The sequence below is a fragment of the Gordonia sihwensis NBRC 108236 genome (genome assembly GCF_000333035.1).
Taxonomy (GTDB): domain Bacteria; phylum Actinomycetota; class Actinomycetes; order Mycobacteriales; family Mycobacteriaceae; genus Gordonia; species Gordonia sihwensis.
Genome location: NZ_BANU01000006.1, coordinates 1 through 19,739, shown reverse-complemented (window position 1 = coordinate 19,739; position 19,739 = coordinate 1). Strand labels below are relative to the sequence as shown.

The window sequence follows — 19,739 nt, the reverse complement described above, 5'->3', positions numbered from 1 at the left end:
GTCGTTCACCTGCAGTTCTCGGTTGCGTGACTGGCCGTCGCCCGGGCTCGATACGCTGATCGCGTCCGCTACCTACGGCAGGAGTCATAGTTCCATGGGGTCGATCCACGAAGTCATCTAAGCGTTCCGCCAGGCACCCTCGAACGCCGAACGCGGAACCCGGTTCGAGGAGCTGATGGTGCGGTACTTCGAGCTCGATCCGGTGCTGTCGCAGCAGTACGACGCGGTGTGGCTGTGGATGGACTGGCCAGGCCGCAACGGCAAGCCGGACACCGGGATTGACCTCGTGGCTCGTGAACGCGACACGGGCGAGTACACGGCGATCCAATGCAAGTTCTACGAGCCGACCCACACCCTGCGTAAAGAGGACATTGACTCGTTCTTCACCGCCTCGGGCAAGCAGCCGTTCACCAACCGAGTCATCATCTCCACAACCGATCGGTGGGGCAAGCACGCCGAAGAGGCTCTGGAGGGACAGACGATCCCAGTACAGCGGATCGGGATGGCCGAAATCGCCGAGTCTCCGATTGCGTGGGATATCGCCTGGCCCGGTGAGACGCCGTCGATCAGCCTGGCTCCGGCGGTCAAGCACGAGCCGCGCAAGCATCAGCGTGAGGCGATCGAGGCGGTGTTCCGTGGGTTCGACGCAGGCCATGACCGAGGCAAATTGATCATGGCGTGCGGAACGGGAAAGACGTTCACCGCGTTGAAGATCGCCGAACGCACCGCCACCGAGAATGGCGGTAAGGCCACGATCCTATTCGCGGTGCCATCGATTTCACTACTGTCGCAGACACTGCGCGAGTGGTCCGGACAGAGGCAGCTCGACCTGCGTGCGTTCGCCGTGTGCTCGGACAAGAAGGTTTCCCGCGCCGCCGAGGACATCACCACCGTCGACGTCGCGATCCCGGTAACAACCGATCCCGCGCATCTCGCTGCCGAGATGGGCCACCGCAAACGTGCGGCCGGCTTAACAGTCGTTTTCACCACCTACCAGTCCCTGCCAACGGTGGCCGAGTCGCAGAAGCTAGGCGTGGATGCGTTTGATCTCGTGATCGCGGATGAGGCTCACCGCACCACCGGCGTGACCTTGCTCGATGCTGGTGAGTCGAACTTCGTCCGCATCCACGACGGCGACTACCTGCACGCGTCGCGTCGCCTCTACATGACAGCGACACCGCGCATCTATGACGACAAGGTCAAAGCCAAAGCCGACGAGGCGTCCGCGGAGGTCACCTCGATGGACAACGAGGATGTCTACGGCCCCGAGTTCCACCGCCTCTCATTCGGTCACGCTGTCGAGCGCGGTCTGCTGTCCGATTACAAGGTCCTCGTGCTGACTGTCGACCAGGAAATGATCGCCGACACCGTTCAGCAGGGCATGTCGGAAGGGTTCGGCGAGCTGCGTCTTGACGATGCGTCCCGAATCGTCGGCTGCTGGAACGGACTCGCCAAGCGCGCCGGAACCACACCGTGCGGAACCGGGTTCGCACCCGGCGAGGCGCCGATGCGACGAGCGGTGGCCTTCGCCAAGGACATCAAAGCCTCCAAGCAGGTCGCCGACGTGTTCCCTGCCGTCATCGACGGCTACCGCACCCTGTTGCAGGATGCACGCGATGACGGCCGCAGTATCGACGAGACGAACCTGGACTTGGCGTGCAAAGTCCATCATGTCGACGGCACATTCAATGCCCTCGAACGCGGCCGCGAGCTGGCGTGGCTCAAAGCGCCCGCCGCCGAGGACGAGTGCCGCATCCTGACCAACGCCCGCTGCCTGTCCGAGGGCGTCGACGTGCCCGCACTCGATGCCGTGTTGTTCCTACATCCCCGCAACAGTGTCGTCGACGTCGTCCAGTCTGTCGGCCGCGTGATGCGCAAAGCCGACGGCAAGGACTACGGCTACATCATCCTCCCGGTCGCAGTCCCGGCAGGTGTCGAACCGTCGAAGGCCCTCAACGACAACCAACGGTTCAAGACCGTCTGGCAGGTCCTCAACGCCCTACGCGACCACGACGACCGCTTCAACGCCTTCGTCAACTCCATCAACCTCAACACCACCGCCGAGACAACCGGGAAAGGCTCGGACACACTGTTCGCTGGCCACGTCGGCCCCGTCAGCCCACCCAAACCCGAGACCGGCGAGGCCGAAAGCCTCGACAGCACCGGCGACCCCTACGCCACCGATCCCGCCCAGGCCGATCGTGAGCTGGCCAAGCAGATGGCCCTGTTCTCCCTGTCGGAGTGGCAGGAGGCAATCTATGCACGGATTGTCGATAAGGTCGGCACCCGTACCTACTGGGAAGACTGGGCCAAAGACGTCGCCGACATCGCCTCTGCCCTCGTCAGCCGTATCCGCGCCATTGTCGACGACGCCGACAACACCACCACAATCGGGTTCGAGCAGTTCGTCACTGGCCTGCGCGACAACCTGAACGACTCCATTACCGACGACGACGCGGTCAGCATGCTTGCCCAGCACCTGATCACTAAACCGGTCTTCGACGCCTTGTTCGCCGGACACGCTTTCGCCGAAAGCAACCCCGTTTCGTTCACCATGCAAAATATGATCGAAACCCTCGAAGATGCAGGACTGGAAGCCGAAACCACCAAACTCGAAGGCTTCTACGCCTCTGTCCGCACCCGCGCTTCCGAGGTCACCACCGCCGCCGGCAGCCAGCAAGTGATCGCCGAACTCTACGAGAAGTTCTTCAAACTCGGCTTCGCCAAACAAGCCGACGCCCTCGGCATCGTCTACACCCCCACCGAAATCGTCGACTTCATCCTGCGCGCTGCCGACCACGCCTCCCGCGACGCCTTCGGACGAGGCTTGACCGACGAAGGCGTCCACATCCTCGACCCCTTCACCGGCACCGGCACCTTCATGACCCGACTCCTGCAATCAGGAATCATCACCCCCGCCGACCTGGCCCGCAAGTACGCCAACGAACTGCACGCCAACGAGATCATGCTCCTGGCGTACTACATCGCCGCAGTCAACATCGAAACCACCTACCACGCGATCACCGAAGCCGACGACTACCAGCCCTTCGAGGGCATCGTCCTAGCCGACACCTTCCAAATCACCGAAGACGGCGACACTTTCGACGAGGTGATCTTCCCTCAGAACAACGAACGCATCACCCGACAACTCGCCGTCCCTATCAACGTCATCGTCGGCAACCCGCCCTTCCGTAAAATGTCGGCGTGTTGTGGCATCGTATGTTGCCGTGGAGCAGCGCAGAGGGGGCGCACGAGTGGCGGATGTCCTATGCGCGGCCTAGCCGCCGCCAGCTGACCTCGTCGGTGGCGGCGGAGTACGCCTCCACACTCGATGCCCGCGAAGCCGCCGTGGGAATCCGCCGCGACCAGCCCTTCCTGCTTCCCGCGACCGGTCAACCGGACATCGACGTCTCACTGTTCTTCGCTCCCGACACGTTCAAGCGCCTGGCCGCCGACTCCCAGATCTCGTACGCCATGGATCTCAAGGTGTTTCTGTCGTTCCTCGCCGGCCAGGAGTTGAATTGGCGAGACGCCACGCGGGACGACCTCGTCGACTTCGAGTTCTGGCGCAGGCGCGACGACCGCAATCCTCGACGGGTGAGTGCCGCCAAGTTCTCCCGGGAGCTTGCTGCGATCTCGAAGTTCTACAGCTGGCAACAGCACCAAGGGAAGGTGAGCCGCTCACCGGTGGCGATGATTGACAACCGGAGGCCGACAGGGCCGCCGAGTCTGCGTCCGGAACTGCTGCCGAAGAGCGTGCGCTCCACCCGAGTGAAGTGGTTGACCCCCCCGTGCGTACATGCGGTGGCGTGATGTCGGGCTCGGCGGATACCTCGCGGACGGTACGCGTGACGAACGGTGGCGCGGCCGCAACGACGGACGGAACCTTGCCCTGGCAGAAACCTTGTGGTCCAGCGGATTACGACTCCGCGAGGGCGGTTCCTGGTACTCAATGAGCTGCCCTTATTCGACTCGGAACTGCAATATGCCCGGGGCCGGGTCGGGGAATCGGTGGCCAAGGGTGGGCGGGGCCGTGACTTCTGGATCTCGGGCCGCACCCTGAAGATGATCGACAACTATCGGGAGTCGACCCGCCGCGAAGCGGTCTACAGGGCGCAGCGTGAAGGCCGCTACGCCGCGATCACCTCGATGAAGGTCGTGGACCGGGTCGACAACCGTCGGATCGTCCACTACCGGGATGATGACGGCCGGCCGGGCAGCGTGCCGCTGGACAACCTCGACTGGAAGGATCGGCTCGGCTTCTTCGTCGACGGCGACAACGGGCTCGAGCCGTGGATGCTGTGGCTGTCCGAAGCCGGCCTTCCGCTGCCGTACCGCACCTGGGAAGCGGTGTTCTCGACTGCCAACGCGCGCTGTCACGGGCTCGGCGTTGATATCCGATGCCACCCACACATGCTTCGACACTCGTTCGCGCTGCGGATGCTGGTCGCGCTCATCTACGCCCATGACAGGAGGATGGGAATCACTGCGGACGAACGCCGCGAGTTCCGGCATCTGTTCGGCGATCCGTGGGTGCTCGTGCAGACGATGCTCGGGCACGCGAACCTGGCGACGACGCGGGACTGTTACCTCGAGCCGGTATCGGGACTGCAGGTCGAGTTGTTCCTCAACTCCGACCCGGCTGACGATTCGCTGATTGGTGACCTCGTCGCACGAGTCGCGCAACTCTCTCCCCGGATCCAGGACAGCGAGGTGCCGCGATGAGCCCGTCGAAGTCGGCAGCACTGCCGCCCACCAAATACGTGCGGCCGACCCTGGTCGACGACTCCGTGCGGCAGGTGAACTTCGTCGACCCCGACGGCCGCGGCAAGGTCTTCGACTTTAGTGAAGTATCGGCAGCACCAACGCTCCTCGACGACCTTGTTCGCGCGTTCGCCAACGGTGTCGCACCGGGAGGCCGCTGGCAATCCATCACGACTGCAGAGGCGGCAGCTGGCGCAGTCAAGCACCTGGCCCGCTACCTGACCGAGTGCCATCCGCATGTCGCTTCTCTGTCCGACCTCGACGCCGAAGTGTGGTGGGCATGGCGGGCGGAGAAGGACCAGAGCACCCGCTGGCCCGGGCAGGTCACAATGATGCGGGCGTTGTTGTCGGAGGCGACGACCCTGCCGCACTCGACCCGACGAGCAATGCGCGCGAAGGCCGTCAAGCCACGCAAACGGCTGCCGGCGAACGACGCCTACACCCGTGAAGAGTTCACGGCGATCCGCAACACCGCGAAACAGCGGGTGAACCAAGCCCTGCGCCGCATCGAGGCGAACACCGCGGTCCTGCAGCGGTATCTCGGCGGCGACGAACCTGCGGACGTCCAGGTGTTCCAGGTCCAAGGCACTCGGTGGACGGTCGGTTCCCTGCTGTCCCACCTCGCCCGCACGGGGACGATGCCGTCGCAGTACCTGGCTTGGGCGGTTGGCCAGAAGGGCTGCTTCGACCTGCGCGGTGTCACCAACCCCGCGCAGGCGCTGTTCCCGAGCATCGACGAGGTGCTCTGCCTGATGGTCCTGCTCGTATGCGAGCGAGGCTTCAACCTGTCGGTGATGAACAACCTGACCGTCGACTCGTTCCGGGCATCGGATCCCGATGCTGAGGGGCCAGTTCACACCGTAGGGGTGGACAAGCCGCGGCGAGGCACCAAACGCCACTCGGACGAGGTCCTCGCCGGCGAGGCCGGAAAGCTGTGGGAACGCGCAGTCATCACGCTGACCCAGCCGTGCCGTGACGCGCTGGACACGATCGGTCGCCCCACTAGCAAGCTGCTGGTCGCCCACCGTCACAAGGACCTTCATCAGCACGGACCCTTTCGGATCGAATGGGCGACTGCGTGCCTCGGTGCCGGCCGAGCCGGGCAGGAGGCGCAGACCGAAGCCGGCCCGCAGTGGAGCTTCCGGCGGCTCCGGTTGACCGAACAGGTCTTGAACCACACCGCACGGCAGAACTCCGAGACCGACAGCGAGGACATCTACCGCCGACCGGATCCACAGACTGCACAGGCATCGTCGGAGACGATCGTCGAAGGACTGAACGAGGCCGTCGCGCACGCGCACGCCTCGGTCCATGTCCGCGCGATGGATAGCCGTGGGGTCGAGTCGGCAAGGAAGGACCCGGACACAGCGGCCGCAGAGCTGGGCGTGTCGGTTCAGGTGCTCACGTTGTTGCTGGCCGGCCGCCTGGATACGCCGACTGCAGCCTGCGTGGACTTCTTCGAGAGCCCGTTCGCCGACGATGCCGGCCAACCGTGTCCGGCTTCGTTCTTCGCGTGTTTCGGGTGCGCCAATGCCGTGATCACACCTCGGCATCTGCCACGGCTGGTCATCCTGCTCGACGCGCTCGACGACGTCGCCACCGTGGTGACTTCGTCCCGATGGGATCGGGACTTCGCCGAGCACTACGCCCGGCTGCGCACGGTGCTCACGACCAATGCAACGACCGCCGAGATCGCTCAGGCGCGTGGTGTCGCCGGTGACGAGGATCGCGACGTTGTCAGCCGGCTTCTGAGTAGGAAGCTCGACGGATGAGTCAGTACGCCGCCGCGGTCTCGACACCACCCACTGTGGTGGCCACGGTCGACTCCGACCCGATCATCCTCGACAAGACTCGACTCTCGCCCTCGTACACACAGCCGCTGTCACGGATCGGGGACAGCCGCTGGGACCTGGGGCCGCTGCTGCACAAGCCCACCGTCACAGGAACCCAGTCCGTCAACTTCGACACCTACCCACCGTGTTTCCGCCCGGCGGCGAAGCGGCTCGTCTGGCTCTGCGTGAACGTCCCCACCCCGGTCGAGGATCTGGAGAGACCGACCGCGACACGATCCCAGCTGTCCGTCGGCTCGATCGTCGTCTATGCGGGGTTCATGCGGTTGTGGATGGAATGGCTTGTGGCACAAGCGGTCCACGAGTTCAGCGAGGTCACCGTCGAGTTGTATCGGCGGTACTGTTCCGAGGTCACCGCCAGTGGCCTCAGCCGGGAAAGCCAAGCCAATCGACTCTTCGCGATCACCCGATGCTGGCTGTACGGGCCATACCTGCCCGACAGCGACACCTTGATCCGACCCCACTGGGAGGACACGCTCGTTCGAGCAGATGTCCTCGGTGACCCGAAGTGGTCCGCGGAGAACCGCACACCGCCGATCCACCCGCAGACGATGTCGGCCCTGCTCGTCTGGGCGATTCGGTTCTGCGTCGACTTCAGCGACGACATCCTCGCGGCACGACACGCGAAGTCAACGCCACAGACCCCACCCCTCCTGGAGGGCAGGTCTGCCTGGGAACGGTTCAAGGACTACGCACGGCAGCAACGGGCGACGTCCGGAACGGTGCCGGGGTTCTATCCGGCCAACCGCCCACAGCGGCGCTGCATCGCCATGCAGTTCATCGGTTGGCAGCTCGGCCTGACCGCCGCGCAAGTTTCAGAGTCCGGCGGGTCGTCGCTGCTCGCCGACCTCGACCCCACGGACGAAGCCGTCCTTCCGGTCGCGATCACCGGGAGGATCGACACACAGCCGTGGACACGAGGAGTCAACTTCTACGAGGTCGACGAGCTCTCCAACCTGCTCGCGACCGCGGCCTTCATCGTAGTGGCCTACCTGACCGGTATGCGCGGCGAGGAGTGTCGGGCGCTGCAACACGGATGCTGCCGAACGATCACCGACGAGAGCACGGGGCAAACCCGGTATCTGATCTACGGCCGAGTGTTCAAAGATGCACTCGACGAGAACGGGAACACGATCCCGGCCGGGACACAACGTGACCAGCCCTGGCAGGCGATTGCACCCGTCGCCAAGGCCGTTTCGGTGATGGAAGCGATGTACCCGGACAGCCAACTGCTGTTCCCACTCCGCGCTTACACCTCGTTCACCGGCCATGCCGAACGAGACAAGGCGGTGCATCCGCGGATGATCCGCGACCGCACCGCGGACCTGATCGCCTGGTGCAACGCCAAGTCCGACGAGTTCGGTCGTGCACACGAGTCCATCCCGGCCGACCCCGACGGCCCGGTAGTCCTCAAACGATTCCGCCGCACCCTCGCCTGGTTCATCTACCGCCGACCGGGAGGACGTATCGCACTGGGAATCCAGTACGGGCACCTTCGAGGCCACACCACCGATGGCTACGGCTCCCGAGTAGCCAGCGGACTGCGAGACGTGTTCCCCATGGAGGAAGCCCTCGCCGCCGCCGAGTACCTCGAAGCCGCCCACACACGCCTGGACGACGGTGAGACGGTCACCGGGCCGGCCGCCCCGAGGTACCGGGACGGTGTCCGCCTCTACCACCAGCAGTTCGGGGGCCGGTATCTGACCAACCGCCAAGCCGCAGCACTGCACGCGAACCCCCGCCTGCGGATCTACGACAACAGCGAGCAGTTCGTCACCTGCTGCTACGACCAATCGAAGGCACTGTGCCACCCCGACCGGGCCACAACAGCGCGCATCGACGCGTCACCGGACATCACCAACTGCCAACCGAACTGCGGCAACATCGCCCGCACCGACCACAACATCGCCAACGCCGAAGCCGCCATCGATCGACTCCGCGAGGAGATCGCGAGTCCGGTCATCCCGCTACCGATGAAAGCGCGCCTGGAACAACGCATCGGCAACCTTCAACGGATCATCGACCACCACCGGAACCCCGAGGGACACCGATGACGACCACCACCGACGACGACGTACGGCGGGCAATCCGCGACGCGATGGATCGCCTCATCGCAGGAGACCCGCTCTACTCTGACGGCAAACTCACCATCAAAGCGCTCGCCGAGGAGGCCCGCGTCAAGCGCTGGCTTCTCACGCACCGCCACACCGACCTGCAGGCGGAGTTCCGGGCACGGGTCGCGAATACCGACACCCCACCCGCTCTGGTGGCACTTCGCGACGAGCGCGACGATGCCCAGCGTCGCATCGAAGAACTCACCGCGGACGTCACTGCCCTGCAGGAAACCATCCACCAACTCGAGCGGATCATTCAGATGTTGGCGCTGGAAAACGATCAGCTCCGAGAAGGTCAGCATTCCGGACGAGTCATACCGATCGGACCAGGCCGGGGAGGCCAACGATGAGAACACGCCGCGCCATTGTTGCCACGTTGGCCACGCCAACCCACTCAGTCTGTGGACCGAAACCCAACAGGTAGGGCAGGCCAATGCCGCCACCTAATTGTGCGACGCTCCCGTCTGAAGCCGCCCCCTTTCGGATGAAACCGTCCTAACCGGGTTAAACCCAGACTAAACCTGTAAAGTCCCGAGAGGCTGATACACGATCGGTCGGCGATTCGGAGGGGCAACAGTGACGGAGCCTTGGCTGTCCGCTGACGACATCGCCGCCCACCTCGGCGTCACCAAGGACACCGTCTACACCTGGATCGCCGAGAAGGGTATGCCCGCCCACAAGATCGGCCGGCTGTGGAAGTTTCAGGCCAGCGAGGTCGACGACTGGGTCCGAGGCGGGGCCGCAGCAGACCACGACACGGTGGAGGGCTGACGTGCGGATCATCGACAATGTCAACGACCGGCTCGGGGACGACCTCAAGTCCGAGATCACCGCGGGGTCGAAGCTACGCATCGCTGCGTCGACCTTTTCGATCTTCGCGTTCGAGGCCCTACGCAAAGAGTTGGAGCAGGTCTCCGAGCTGGAGTTCATCTTTACCTCCCCGTCCTTCGTGACAGAGAAGGTGACCGACAGGCTGCGCAAGGAGCGCCGCGAGTTCTTCATCCCAGGCGGGCACGCCGAGTCGAGCCTGTACGGCTCCGAGTTCGAGATCAGGCTGCGCAACCAGCTGACCCAACGCGCGATTGCGAGGGAGTGCGCCGATTGGGTGCGTAGGAAGGTGACGTTCCGGTCGAACGCCACCGGGAGCCCGATGCAGCCGCTCGCCGCGGTTGACGAGACGGCCGTCTACTTCCCGATCCAGGGATTCACGACCACCGACCTCGGCTACGAGCGGGGGCCGGCGGTCTCGAACATGGTCACCAAGTCCGAGGGCGCCGCCGAGACTCGGCAGTTCCTCGCCATCTTCGACCAGATCTGGAACAACCCGGACCAGCTCGACGACGTCACGCAGGCGGTCCACGACCACATCGCGAGTGTGTACGCCGAGAACTCCCCGGCCCGCATCTACTTCCTGATCCTGCACACCCTGTTCGCTGAGTTCCTCGACGACATCAACGAGGACGTCCTGCCGAACGACCGCACCGGCTACCAGGACACCACCGTCTGGCAGAGCCTCTACAACTTCCAGCGGGACGCCGCGACGGGGATCATCAACAAGCTCGAGACCTACAACGGCTGCATCCTTGCCGACAGCGTCGGCCTCGGTAAGACGTTCACCGCATTGGCGGTGATCAAGTACTACGAGTTGCGCAACAAGTCGGTACTCGTGCTCTGCCCGAAGAAGCTCGCGGAGAACTGGACGAACTACAACGCGAACCTGACCACCAACATCTTCGCCGGCGACCGCTTCAACTACGACGTGCTCGCCCACACCGACCTGTCCCGCACCCGAGGGGAATCGCTGGGACTGCGGCTCGATCGGATCAACTGGGGCAACTACGACCTGGTCGTCATCGACGAGTCCCACAACTTCCGCAACGCCGACTACGCCGAGGAGAAGGAGTCCCGCTACCAGCGCCTGATGCGGAAGGTCATCCGCGAGGGCGTGAAGACCAAGGTGCTGATGCTGTCGGCGACGCCGGTCAACAACCGTTTCAACGACCTGAGGAACCAGCTTCAGCTCGCGTACGAGGGTGAGTCGGAGACTCTGTCCCGGCACCTGAACCTGTCGAGCACGGTGGAGAAGGTCTTCAAGGACGCGCAGACCGTCTTCAACGAGTGGTCCAAGCTCGACCCGGACGATCGCACCTCCGATCGCATCCTCCAGATGCTCGACTTCGACTTCTTCGAACTGCTCGACGCGGTCACGATCGCCCGCTCCCGCAAGCACATTCAGGCGTTCTACGACACCACCGAGATCGGCGCGTTCCCCGACCGGCTCCCTCCCCGATCGGTCCGTGAACCGCTCACCGACCTCCCCGACGTGCCCGGCTTCAACGACATCTTCGAGCAGCTCCAGGCACTCACCCTGGCTGTCTACACCCCGCTCGCGTACGTGTTCCCGAGCCGGATCGGCAAGTACGAGGACCTCTACAACGTCACCGCGGGCAACGCACGATCCAACCTCGGTCAGCAGGGCCGCGAGCAGGGCCTCAAGAAGCTCATGACCGTCAACCTCCTCAAACGTCTGGAGAGCTCGGTCGACGCGTTCCGGCTGACCCTGGCGAAGATCGAGGCCACCGTCGATCGCACCCTCGGCCTGATCGACTCCCACAACGGAGCCACCGTCGACCTCGGCACCGATGTGTCGGGCTTGGACCTCGACGTGGACGACGAGGACGACGCGAACGTCGAGGCACTCACCTTCGGCGACAAGATCAGGATCGACCTCGACGACATCGACCTCGACTCCTGGCGACGCGACCTGTGGAACGACCACGAAACCCTCGGCCCGCTCCTCGGCGAGATGCGCAAGGTCACCTCGGACCGCGACCTCAAACTCCAGGCCCTCACGCGGATCATCGAGGACAAGGCCGCGCAGCCGATCAACCCGGGTAACCGTAAGGTGCTGGTGTTCTCCGCGTTCGCCGACACCGCGAACTACCTCTATCGCGAACTTGCGCCGGCCCTCACCGCCGCGGGCCTGGAAACGGCCATGATCACCGGAAGCGGCCACGGCGCGAAGACGACCCTGGGCACCGGATTCGACTTCCAGCAGATCATGTCGATGTTCTCGCCACGCTCGAAGCAACGGCACCTGATCATGCCGAAGGAGACCCGCGATCTCGACGTGCTGATCGGCACCGACGTGATCAGCGAGGGCCAGAACCTGCAGGACTGCGACTACCTGATCAACTACGACATCCACTGGAACCCGGTGCGGATCGTCCAACGGTTCGGCCGCATCGACCGGATCGGCTCGACGAACTCCCGGATTCAGCTGGTGAACTTCTGGCCCGACATCTCCCTCGACGAGTACATCAACCTCAAGGAGCGGGTGGAGAACCGGATGGTGATCGCCGACCTCGCCGGCACCGCCGACGACAACGTCCTCACCCTCGAAGACTCCGACGCCGCGTTCCGCAAGCAGCAGCTCCGCAGGCTGCAGGACGAGGTCATCGAACTCGAAGACGTCCGCACCGGTGTCTCGATCACCGACCTGGGGCTCAACGACTTCCGCATGGACCTGCTCGGCTACGTCAAGGAGTACGGTGACGTCGCAGCCGCACCGAAGGGCCTGCACGCGGTCGTCCCTGCGGACACTGCCAAGGGACTCAAGCCCGGTGTGATCTTCGCGCTGCGGAACGTGAACGCCGACGAGAACATCAACCGCGGCAACCGGCTTCACCCGCACTACCTCGTCTACCTCGACGACGACGGCGAGGTGATCGCCGACCACACCGAGGCCAAGCACCTGCTCGACCTCATCCGTTCGGGCTGCCGTCCCCACGACCAGCCCGTCACCGACGTCGTCCGCATCTTCAACGCGGCCACCGGCGAGGGCGTGAACATGGGCCGGTACTCCGAACTGCTCACCGACGCGATCCACTCAATGATCGAGGTCACCGAGGAACGCGACATCGACAGCCTGTTCACCGGCGGTGGCACCACCGCCCTCACCCAGACCATCGCCGGCCTCGACGACTTCGAACTCATCGCGTTCATCGCCGTCGTCGACCCCACCGCAGCGGCCGATGAGTGATCTGCTGTATCGGTGGCCGGCAACAGCCGAGTTCGGTGCCCGGGTGTCGAAGGAGAAGGTCTACGAGCACGGCAACGTCCAGACCGCGGTGCGAGAGAAATTCGTCTCCGAGGTGAGGCGTATCACCTGGGCGTACAAACTCGCCGAGGCCACCATCCACCTGCCTGGTACTGACGCCGTCCCGGAGATCCAGGTGTTCCGAATCGAGGCAAAAGGCGCCGACGTCTCCGATCCGGTGTTGAACGCGATCGACAAGGCCATCCCGTCCCCGATCGTCTTCGAGATCAGCCGCAGCCAGGGCGATGTCGAGCTTGTTCGGATGGCGGCAGCGCACAAGCAACTCAGCTCCGGCGCGCCACGACTGAGCGCCTACTACTCGACCGGCTGGCTGCCCGCCAATACGCGTCGGCAACCGCTGCCCACCGCGATCGCCTTGCCCGCGCTGTACACCGCCCTACTCGACCCGCTGACACCGGTGGCGGCGCGACCGGGTGAAAACGTGTCAGAGGTCGCAGCCAGACTGGAGACGGTGCGCAAGCTCGAACGCGAGATCGCGGCACTGGAGCGCAAGCTCCGCACAGAGCCGCAACTCAACCGCAAGATCGAGCTGCGGCGGACCTTGAAGACAAAGCAAGCAACATTGGACTCATTGAGATGAAGAGGCAGAACTGACCAGTGGAGAAACTGCGCATGACCTCCCCCGACCTGACCGACGGCAACATCGACAAGCTCGCCGCACTGTTCCCCGGAGTCGTCACCGAGACCCTCGACGCCGCGGGTAACCCGAAGCGGGCAATCGACTTCGACCTGCTGCGTCAGGAGTTGAGCGACCACGTCGTCGAGGGGCAGCAGGAGCGTTACCAGCTCGACTGGCCCGGCAAACGCGCCGCCGCATTCGTCGCCAATGCTCCCATCGCCAAGACCCTCCGACCCGTCCGCGAGGAATCCGTCGACTTCGACACCACCAAGAACCTGTTCATCGAGGGCGACAACCTCGACGCACTGAAGCTGCTCCAGGAGTCCTACCTGGGCAAGGTCAAGCTGATCTATATCGACCCGCCATACAACACGGGCAACGACTTCGTCTACGCGGACGACTTCGCCGAGTCGACGTCGGAGTACCTGCTCAGGTCCAGCCAACTCGATGCAGAGGGTGTTCGACTCGTGGCAAACCTCGAATCCAACGGCCGTTTTCATTCCGACTGGCTAAGCATGGTGTATCCGCGTCTGAAGTTGGCGCGTGCCCTACTGAGCCCCGATGGACTCTTTGTCGCGAGCATCGATAGCCACGAGACGCATAATCTGCGAAAGATCTGTGATGAAATCTTCGGGGAGCGCAACTTCGTCGCCGAGGCAATCGTTGTAGCTAGTCCCCGAGGCCGGCAGTCGGATTCCTTCCTTGCTGGAGTCCACGACACGTTGTTGGTATACGCGCGCGACCGCTCAGCGGCAGTCGTCGGGGGTCGTCCGCTTGAGGACGAACAACGTGGCGAGTTCAAGATGAACGATCCAGAGCTAGGACCGTACCGACTACTTGGCCTTCGCCAGCGAGGTACCGCATCCAAGCGGAGTGATCGACCGGAGATGTACTTTCCATTCTTTGTCTCGCCAGACGGTGAGACGATCTCGCTTGAGCCGCAAACGGGTTGGTCACAGGTTCTTCCACGAAAGGCCGATGGAACTGATGGTCGATGGGCGTGGGGCAAGGATCGATGCTCAAAGATGACGCACCTCTTGGTTGCCAGGTGGATCGAGCGACGAAACGAGTTCGACATCTTTGTAAAGGACGCGCTCTTTCGTGAAGGGGCGGAGCGGCAACGGAAGTTCAAGACCGTCTGGGACGCCAAGGGCTTCGATAATCAAAACGGCACGCAGGAGACAAAGGCCCTACTAGAAGGCGATTTCATGAGCTACCCGAAGCCGGTGGCCCTCATGCGAGAGATCTGTCTCCTCGGCGCTCCAGATGGCGGAGTGGTTGTTGATCTCTTCTCGGGTTCCGGGACGACCGCGCAGGCAGTACTTGAGACGTCTGCTGCCGACGGGAAACAGCGCCAGTTCATTTTGATTCAGCTCGATGAGGAGTTACCTGAAACATCGCCAGCTGGCCAGGCTGGCTACCGAACGATTGCTGACTTGAGCCGGGAACGTGTTCGACGCGCCGGAAAGAAGACTATCGAGGACGCCGGCCTGGCTGCTAATGGTTACGACGTCGGATTCCGTGCGCTGAGGGTAGACACGACCAACATGACCGATGTGCTGCGTTCGCCAGATGAAACCGATCAGCTGTCGCTGTCGGAACTGGAAGGCAGTGTGAAGCAGGGACGATCGGGCGAAGACCTGCTGTTCCAAGTGATGCTCGACTGGGGCCTCGAACTCACCATGGAAATCGCTATCGAGCAGATCGACGGGCACGAGGTCTTCGTGGTCGAGGACGGTGCGCTGATCGCGTGCTTCGACTCGGAGGTCAGCGCCGAGGCCGTTCGCGTCATCGCCAAGCGTGAGCCTCTGCGGGCAGTGTTCCGGGATTCCGGTTTCTCCTCGGACGACGCCCGGATCAACGCGGAGCAAGTGTTCCGTGAGGTCTCGCCGGCCACGGACGTGAAGGCAATCTGATCGGATGAAGCTTCAGTTCAAGGTCCAGCAGTACCAGACCGACGCCGTCGACTCGGTGGTCGAGGTGTTCGCCGGGCAGCCCAAGCACGACGGCATCTCCTACCGAATCGACCCCGGCAAGGCGAATCCGGTCTCGAATCCCTCACTGTTCGAGGCGAACTCGGCACCGGATTCCGGTCTCCGCAACGCCGAGATCGCCCTCAGCGGCGCCCAGCTGCTGGAGAGCGTGCACAAGGTGCAGCGATTCCGGAACCTTCCGCTGTCAGCCAAGGTGGCGGACAGCAAGGCCGCGCCGGGGGTGCCGAATCTCGATGTCGAGATGGAGACCGGTACCGGTAAGACCTACGTCTACATCAAGACGATCATGGAGCTGCACAAGCGGTACGGCTGGTCGAAGTACATCATCGTCGTGCCGTCGATTGCGATCCGCGAGGGCGTGCAGAAGTCGTTCGACGTGACCGCCGACCACTTCCAGCAGATCTACGGTACAAAGCCGCGCTCGTTCATCTACAACTCGGCGCAGCTGCACGAGATCGAGCGATTCAGCTCCGATGCCGGCGTGCAGGTGATGATCATCAACATCCAGGCGTTCAACGCCACCGGCAAGGACAACCGCCGCATCTACGACGTGCTCGACGACTTCCAGTCCCGCCGGCCCATCGATGTGATCAGCGCAAACCGTCCAATCGTCATCATCGACGAGCCGCAGAAGGTCGGTGCCGCAAAGTCGTTGGAGGCGCTCTCACGGTTCAACGCGCTGATGATGCTGCGCTATTCGGCCACTCACAAGGTCGAGCACACGAAAGTGCATCGGCTCGATGCCGTGGACGCGTACAACCAGAAGTTGGTCAAGAAGATCGCGGTCCGTGGAATCACCGTCAAGGGGTTGGCCGGCTCGACCGCGTACCTGTATCTCGATGCGATCGAGATCGCCAAGGGAGCCAAGCCTCGTGCGCGCGTCGAGCTGGAGGTGCAGACCAAGGGGGGACCGATCACACGTCAGATCAAGCGCATCGATGTCGGCGCCAACCTGCACGACCTCTCCAACGGTATCGAGGCCTACAAGGGTCTGTTCATCACCGACATCGACGCGAACCGTGACGTCATCGAACTGAGCAACGGCGATATCGTCATGGCCGGCCAGGTCACCCAGGACGTGACCGAGGAAGCGAAGCGGCGCATCCAGATTCGTGAGGTTGTCCGCGCGCACTTCGACAAAGAGCGCGAGCTGTTCGGCCGGGGCATCAAGGTGCTCTCGCTGTTCTTCATCGACGAAGTCGCGAAGTATCGCAACTACGACCGCGAGGACACCCTCGGCGACTACGCACGCTGGTTCGAGGAAGAGTACGAGACAATCCGCGACGAGGTACTCGGCGAACTCGCACTCGACGAATCTACCGCCGCACACCAGGTATATCTGCGGCGTGACGACGTCCGCGCGGTGCACGAGGGCTACTTCTCCATCGACAAGAAGACCAAGCGTCAGATCGACGGCAAGGTCAGCGGCCGGGGCGACGACAAGGGTCAGTCCACCGACACCGTCGCCTACGACCTGATTCTGAAGAAGAAGGAACGCCTGCTGTCGTTCGACGAGCCGGTTCGGTTCATCTTCTCCCACTCCGCACTGCGTGAAGGCTGGGACAACCCCAACGTGTTCGTGATGGGGATGCTCAAGAAGAGCGACAACACGATCTCGCGCCGTCAGGAGATCGGCCGCGGACTGCGCCTGGCGGTCGACCAGCACGGCGAGCGAATGGACAACCCGGTCACCGTGCACGACATCAACGAACTCACCGTCGTCACCGACGAGTCCTACACGGACTTCGTCACCGGGCTTCAGAAGGAGATCGCCGAATCGCTTACTGTCCGTCCCCGCAAGGCGAGCGTGTCGTTCTTCACCGGCAAGACGATCCTGACCCAGTCGGGTGAGTCCGTGGTGGAGGAGAAGCTCGCCACCACGATCTACTTCCATCTGGTGCAGAACGGCTACGTCGACGAAGACGGACTCGTCACCACCAAGTACAAGGACGACAAGGCTGCCGGCGCCCTCGCGCCGCCGACCTCTAAGGCGCTCCAGCCTGTCATCGACTCCGTTTGGCCACTCGTGGACATGCTCTACCTCGACGTCCCGGTCCCGGCCGACGACCGCAAGCCGAAGAAGATTCCCCTCAACGAGGCCAACTTCGCCAGAAAAGAATTCCAGGCACTCTGGAACCGGATCAATCACAAGGCCGTCTATCAGGTCGAGTTCGACTCGAATGAGCTGATACGCAAGTGCATCCAGTCGCTCGACACGCACCTCAACGTCGCCGCGATGCAGTACGTCATCCACGAAGGTGCACAACGCGGCGCCCTCGAGGCCGACGACCTGGCCAAAGGTACCGGGTTCACGGTCTCGGACACACGCACCGAAGTCGAGACCGCGACAGCCGGCTCACAGGTGAAGTACGACCTTCTCGGTGAGATCACAGAGAAGACGAAGCTCACCCGCCGCACCGTGGCAGCCATCCTCAGAGGGATCACCCCAGCAACGTTCGCGAAGTTCCGGCTCAACCCGGAGCAGTTCATCACCGAGACTGCCCGGTTGATCAACGAGCAGAAGGCCACTGCGATCGTCGACCACCTGACCTACGACGCCTTGGAAGACCGGTTCGACTCGGCGATCTTCACCGAGAATCAGACCAAGCAGGATTTCGCCCGTGCCGGCGAAAAGCTGAAGAAGCACGTTTACGAGTACGTCATCACGGACTCCAAGATCGAACGCGACTTCGTCACCGAGCTCGATACCAGCAGTGAGGTCGCGGTCTATGCGAAGCTGCCACGGGGATTCTTCATCCCCACCCCGGTGGGCGACTACAACCCCGACTGGGCGATCGCCTTTACCGAAGGCAGCGTCAAGCACGTGTACTTCGTCGCCGAGACCAAGGGATCCCTCTCAACCCTCCAGCTCAAAGGGATCGAGGAGGCCAAGATCAAGTGCGCCCGCGAGTTCTTCAACTCACTCAACAAGAAGAACGGGCAGGACATCACATACAACGTCGTCACGGACTACACGGAGTTGATGCAGCTCGTGACCACGTAGCCGAGATGAGCGGCCTTCTCATTTCCTCGAAGTGAGGAGGCCGCATGGCAAGCTGACCAACGCCTGGTTGTCCATCGACGCAAGGGCCGAGTAGAACGGCGTGATGTTGAAGCAGCACTACCAGTATTCGGATATACCGGACGCGCTCCGCGAGGCCCACGACTCCTCGACACCATCGCCGATCGTGCATTCGGCGGGAAGACCACCGATGGGAGTACAGACGAACGAAAACGGGTCCTCTCCACCTCATACGTCGAACTGACCTCCCTCGACCATCTTCCGATACCCCCGAAAGTCAGGGCAAGGGGATGAGCCTGGCGCTGAATGAGTTGGCTGCCGAGGCCGCGGTGAATGGATGGGTCACAGCGAGGGCAGACCTGCAGGAACTGAGGCAGGTTGCGCGCTCGCTGGGTTGGCACGAGGTTCCTGCCCGACTCGGCGACGAGCCCGTGTCCGAGCTGTACCCCGTGCCAGCGCGCAAGGCGCACCCCAGGTCGCTCAGCGTCCAGTACGGACTGGGAGCTCAGCCACTCCACACCGACGGGGCGCATCTACCTCTGCCCCCGGAGATCGTGGCACTCCAGGCCCAAACACCCAACCGGACTGCCACCCGCCTCTGGACAGCCGCCAACACCACAGCGCGACTCAGTCGGGCAGTTCCCTGGTCCGCACTGCGGCACGGCGTGTTCCTGATGTCGTCCGGCCGCCGGAGGATCCACGCAGTCGCCGCGAGCCACGGCCAAATCCGGTACGACCCTGGATGTATGAAGCCCTGCGACCAACGAGCACGGCGACTCGCGGCCTTCTTCGAGGAAGTGCTGAATGACGCCCATGCCCACACATGGGATTCAAATCGGGAGGTGCTTCTGATCGACAACCGGATCACCTTGCATGCTCGTGCCCAGGTGTCACCGGATGACGAAGATCGTGTCCTGCGCCGGGTCGCGTTCAGATTTGGGAGAGGCGAATGACAGCTCCGTGGAACCCTGATGCTCTCTGGATCAAGGCCAAGTTGTTCATCAACCATGCGCTGGACGACGACGAACCGCGCGACTTCGACGAACGAGCGCTGTGGGCATCGTTGGCGCTTGAGTTGCTGGCGAAAGCGGCCCTTGCGCGAGTGTCCCCGCTGTTGATCGCGGTTCCGAACGAAGACGGTCACAACCTGCTCGTCGCAAGCGGGCTGGTTCAGGGTGAGGCACGGTTCACGTCGGTGCAAGCGAGGACTCTCTTCTCCCGCTGCGCGAAAGCCTTCAAGCCATTCAACGAGAAGG

Annotated in this window: 10 protein-coding genes and 2 pseudogenes; all 12 read left to right on the top strand. The window is 63.2% G+C overall.

The window, feature by feature from the left end:
- Window positions 1-94: 94 nt before the first annotated feature.
- Window positions 95-3,190: pseudogene (locus tag GSI01S_RS04100) on the top strand (restriction endonuclease); the annotation flags it as partial.
- 71 nt (window positions 3,191-3,261) lie between these two features.
- Complete coding sequence (locus GSI01S_RS19445; RefSeq protein WP_006895145.1) at window positions 3,262-3,813, top strand: site-specific integrase; 552 nt, start codon at window positions 3,262-3,264, stop codon at window positions 3,811-3,813.
- 45 nt (window positions 3,814-3,858) lie between these two features.
- The gene (locus GSI01S_RS19440; RefSeq protein ID WP_157225305.1) at window positions 3,859-4,725 is read left to right on the top strand and encodes a site-specific integrase; all 867 of its coding nucleotides are present in this window, start codon (window positions 3,859-3,861) and stop codon (window positions 4,723-4,725) included.
- Window positions 4,722-6,536, top strand: a complete 1,815-nt coding sequence (locus GSI01S_RS04090; protein ID WP_006895143.1) for a hypothetical protein — start codon at window positions 4,722-4,724, stop codon at window positions 6,534-6,536. The genes GSI01S_RS19440 and GSI01S_RS04090 overlap by 4 nt, the downstream gene beginning before the upstream one ends.
- Window positions 6,533-8,668, top strand: coding sequence for a hypothetical protein (locus GSI01S_RS04085; protein ID WP_006895142.1), 2,136 nt, complete (start codon window positions 6,533-6,535; stop codon window positions 8,666-8,668). The genes GSI01S_RS04090 and GSI01S_RS04085 overlap by 4 nt, the downstream gene beginning before the upstream one ends.
- A complete protein-coding gene (locus GSI01S_RS04080; RefSeq protein ID WP_006895141.1) occupies window positions 8,665-9,078 on the top strand; it encodes a hypothetical protein in 414 nt (137 codons plus the stop codon). Before GSI01S_RS04085 ends, GSI01S_RS04080 begins: the two co-directional genes overlap by 4 nt.
- Before the next feature lie 226 nt (window positions 9,079-9,304).
- The gene (locus tag GSI01S_RS04075) at window positions 9,305-9,499 is read left to right on the top strand and encodes a helix-turn-helix domain-containing protein (protein WP_006895139.1); all 195 of its coding nucleotides are present in this window, start codon (window positions 9,305-9,307) and stop codon (window positions 9,497-9,499) included.
- Between the two features lies 1 nt (window position 9,500).
- Window positions 9,501-12,770 (top strand): helicase-related protein, encoded by a 3,270-nt coding sequence (locus GSI01S_RS04070; protein WP_006895138.1) that lies wholly within the window; start codon window positions 9,501-9,503, stop codon window positions 12,768-12,770.
- Window positions 12,763-13,428 (top strand): DUF4391 domain-containing protein, encoded by a 666-nt coding sequence (locus GSI01S_RS04065; RefSeq protein WP_006895137.1) that lies wholly within the window; start codon window positions 12,763-12,765, stop codon window positions 13,426-13,428. The genes GSI01S_RS04070 and GSI01S_RS04065 overlap by 8 nt, the downstream gene beginning before the upstream one ends.
- A gap of 32 nt (window positions 13,429-13,460) precedes the next feature.
- Window positions 13,461-15,383, top strand: coding sequence for a site-specific DNA-methyltransferase (locus GSI01S_RS04060; protein ID WP_199502568.1), 1,923 nt, complete (start codon window positions 13,461-13,463; stop codon window positions 15,381-15,383).
- A 4-nt stretch (window positions 15,384-15,387) separates the two neighbouring features.
- The gene (locus GSI01S_RS04055) at window positions 15,388-18,465 is read left to right on the top strand and encodes a type III restriction-modification system endonuclease (RefSeq protein WP_006895134.1); all 3,078 of its coding nucleotides are present in this window, start codon (window positions 15,388-15,390) and stop codon (window positions 18,463-18,465) included.
- A 967-nt stretch (window positions 18,466-19,432) separates the two neighbouring features.
- Window positions 19,433-19,739, top strand: a pseudogene (locus GSI01S_RS04045) (hypothetical protein); the annotation flags it as partial.

What these genes read in the sequence shown, in the direction of transcription:
- GSI01S_RS04080 (WP_006895141.1), top strand. Translation starts at nt 8,665, where the DNA reads ATGACGACCACCACCGACGACGACGTACGGCGGGCAATCCGCGACGCG.
- GSI01S_RS04055 (WP_006895134.1), top strand. Translation starts at nt 15,388, where the DNA reads ATGAAGCTTCAGTTCAAGGTCCAGCAGTACCAGACCGACGCCGTCGAC.
- GSI01S_RS04085 (WP_006895142.1), top strand. Translation starts at nt 6,533, where the DNA reads ATGAGTCAGTACGCCGCCGCGGTCTCGACACCACCCACTGTGGTGGCC.
- GSI01S_RS19445 (WP_006895145.1), top strand. Translation starts at nt 3,262, where the DNA reads ATGTCCTATGCGCGGCCTAGCCGCCGCCAGCTGACCTCGTCGGTGGCG.
- GSI01S_RS04090 (WP_006895143.1), top strand. Translation starts at nt 4,722, where the DNA reads ATGAGCCCGTCGAAGTCGGCAGCACTGCCGCCCACCAAATACGTGCGG.
- GSI01S_RS04060 (WP_199502568.1), top strand. Translation starts at nt 13,461, where the DNA reads ATGACCTCCCCCGACCTGACCGACGGCAACATCGACAAGCTCGCCGCA.
- GSI01S_RS04065 (WP_006895137.1), top strand. Translation starts at nt 12,763, where the DNA reads ATGAGTGATCTGCTGTATCGGTGGCCGGCAACAGCCGAGTTCGGTGCC.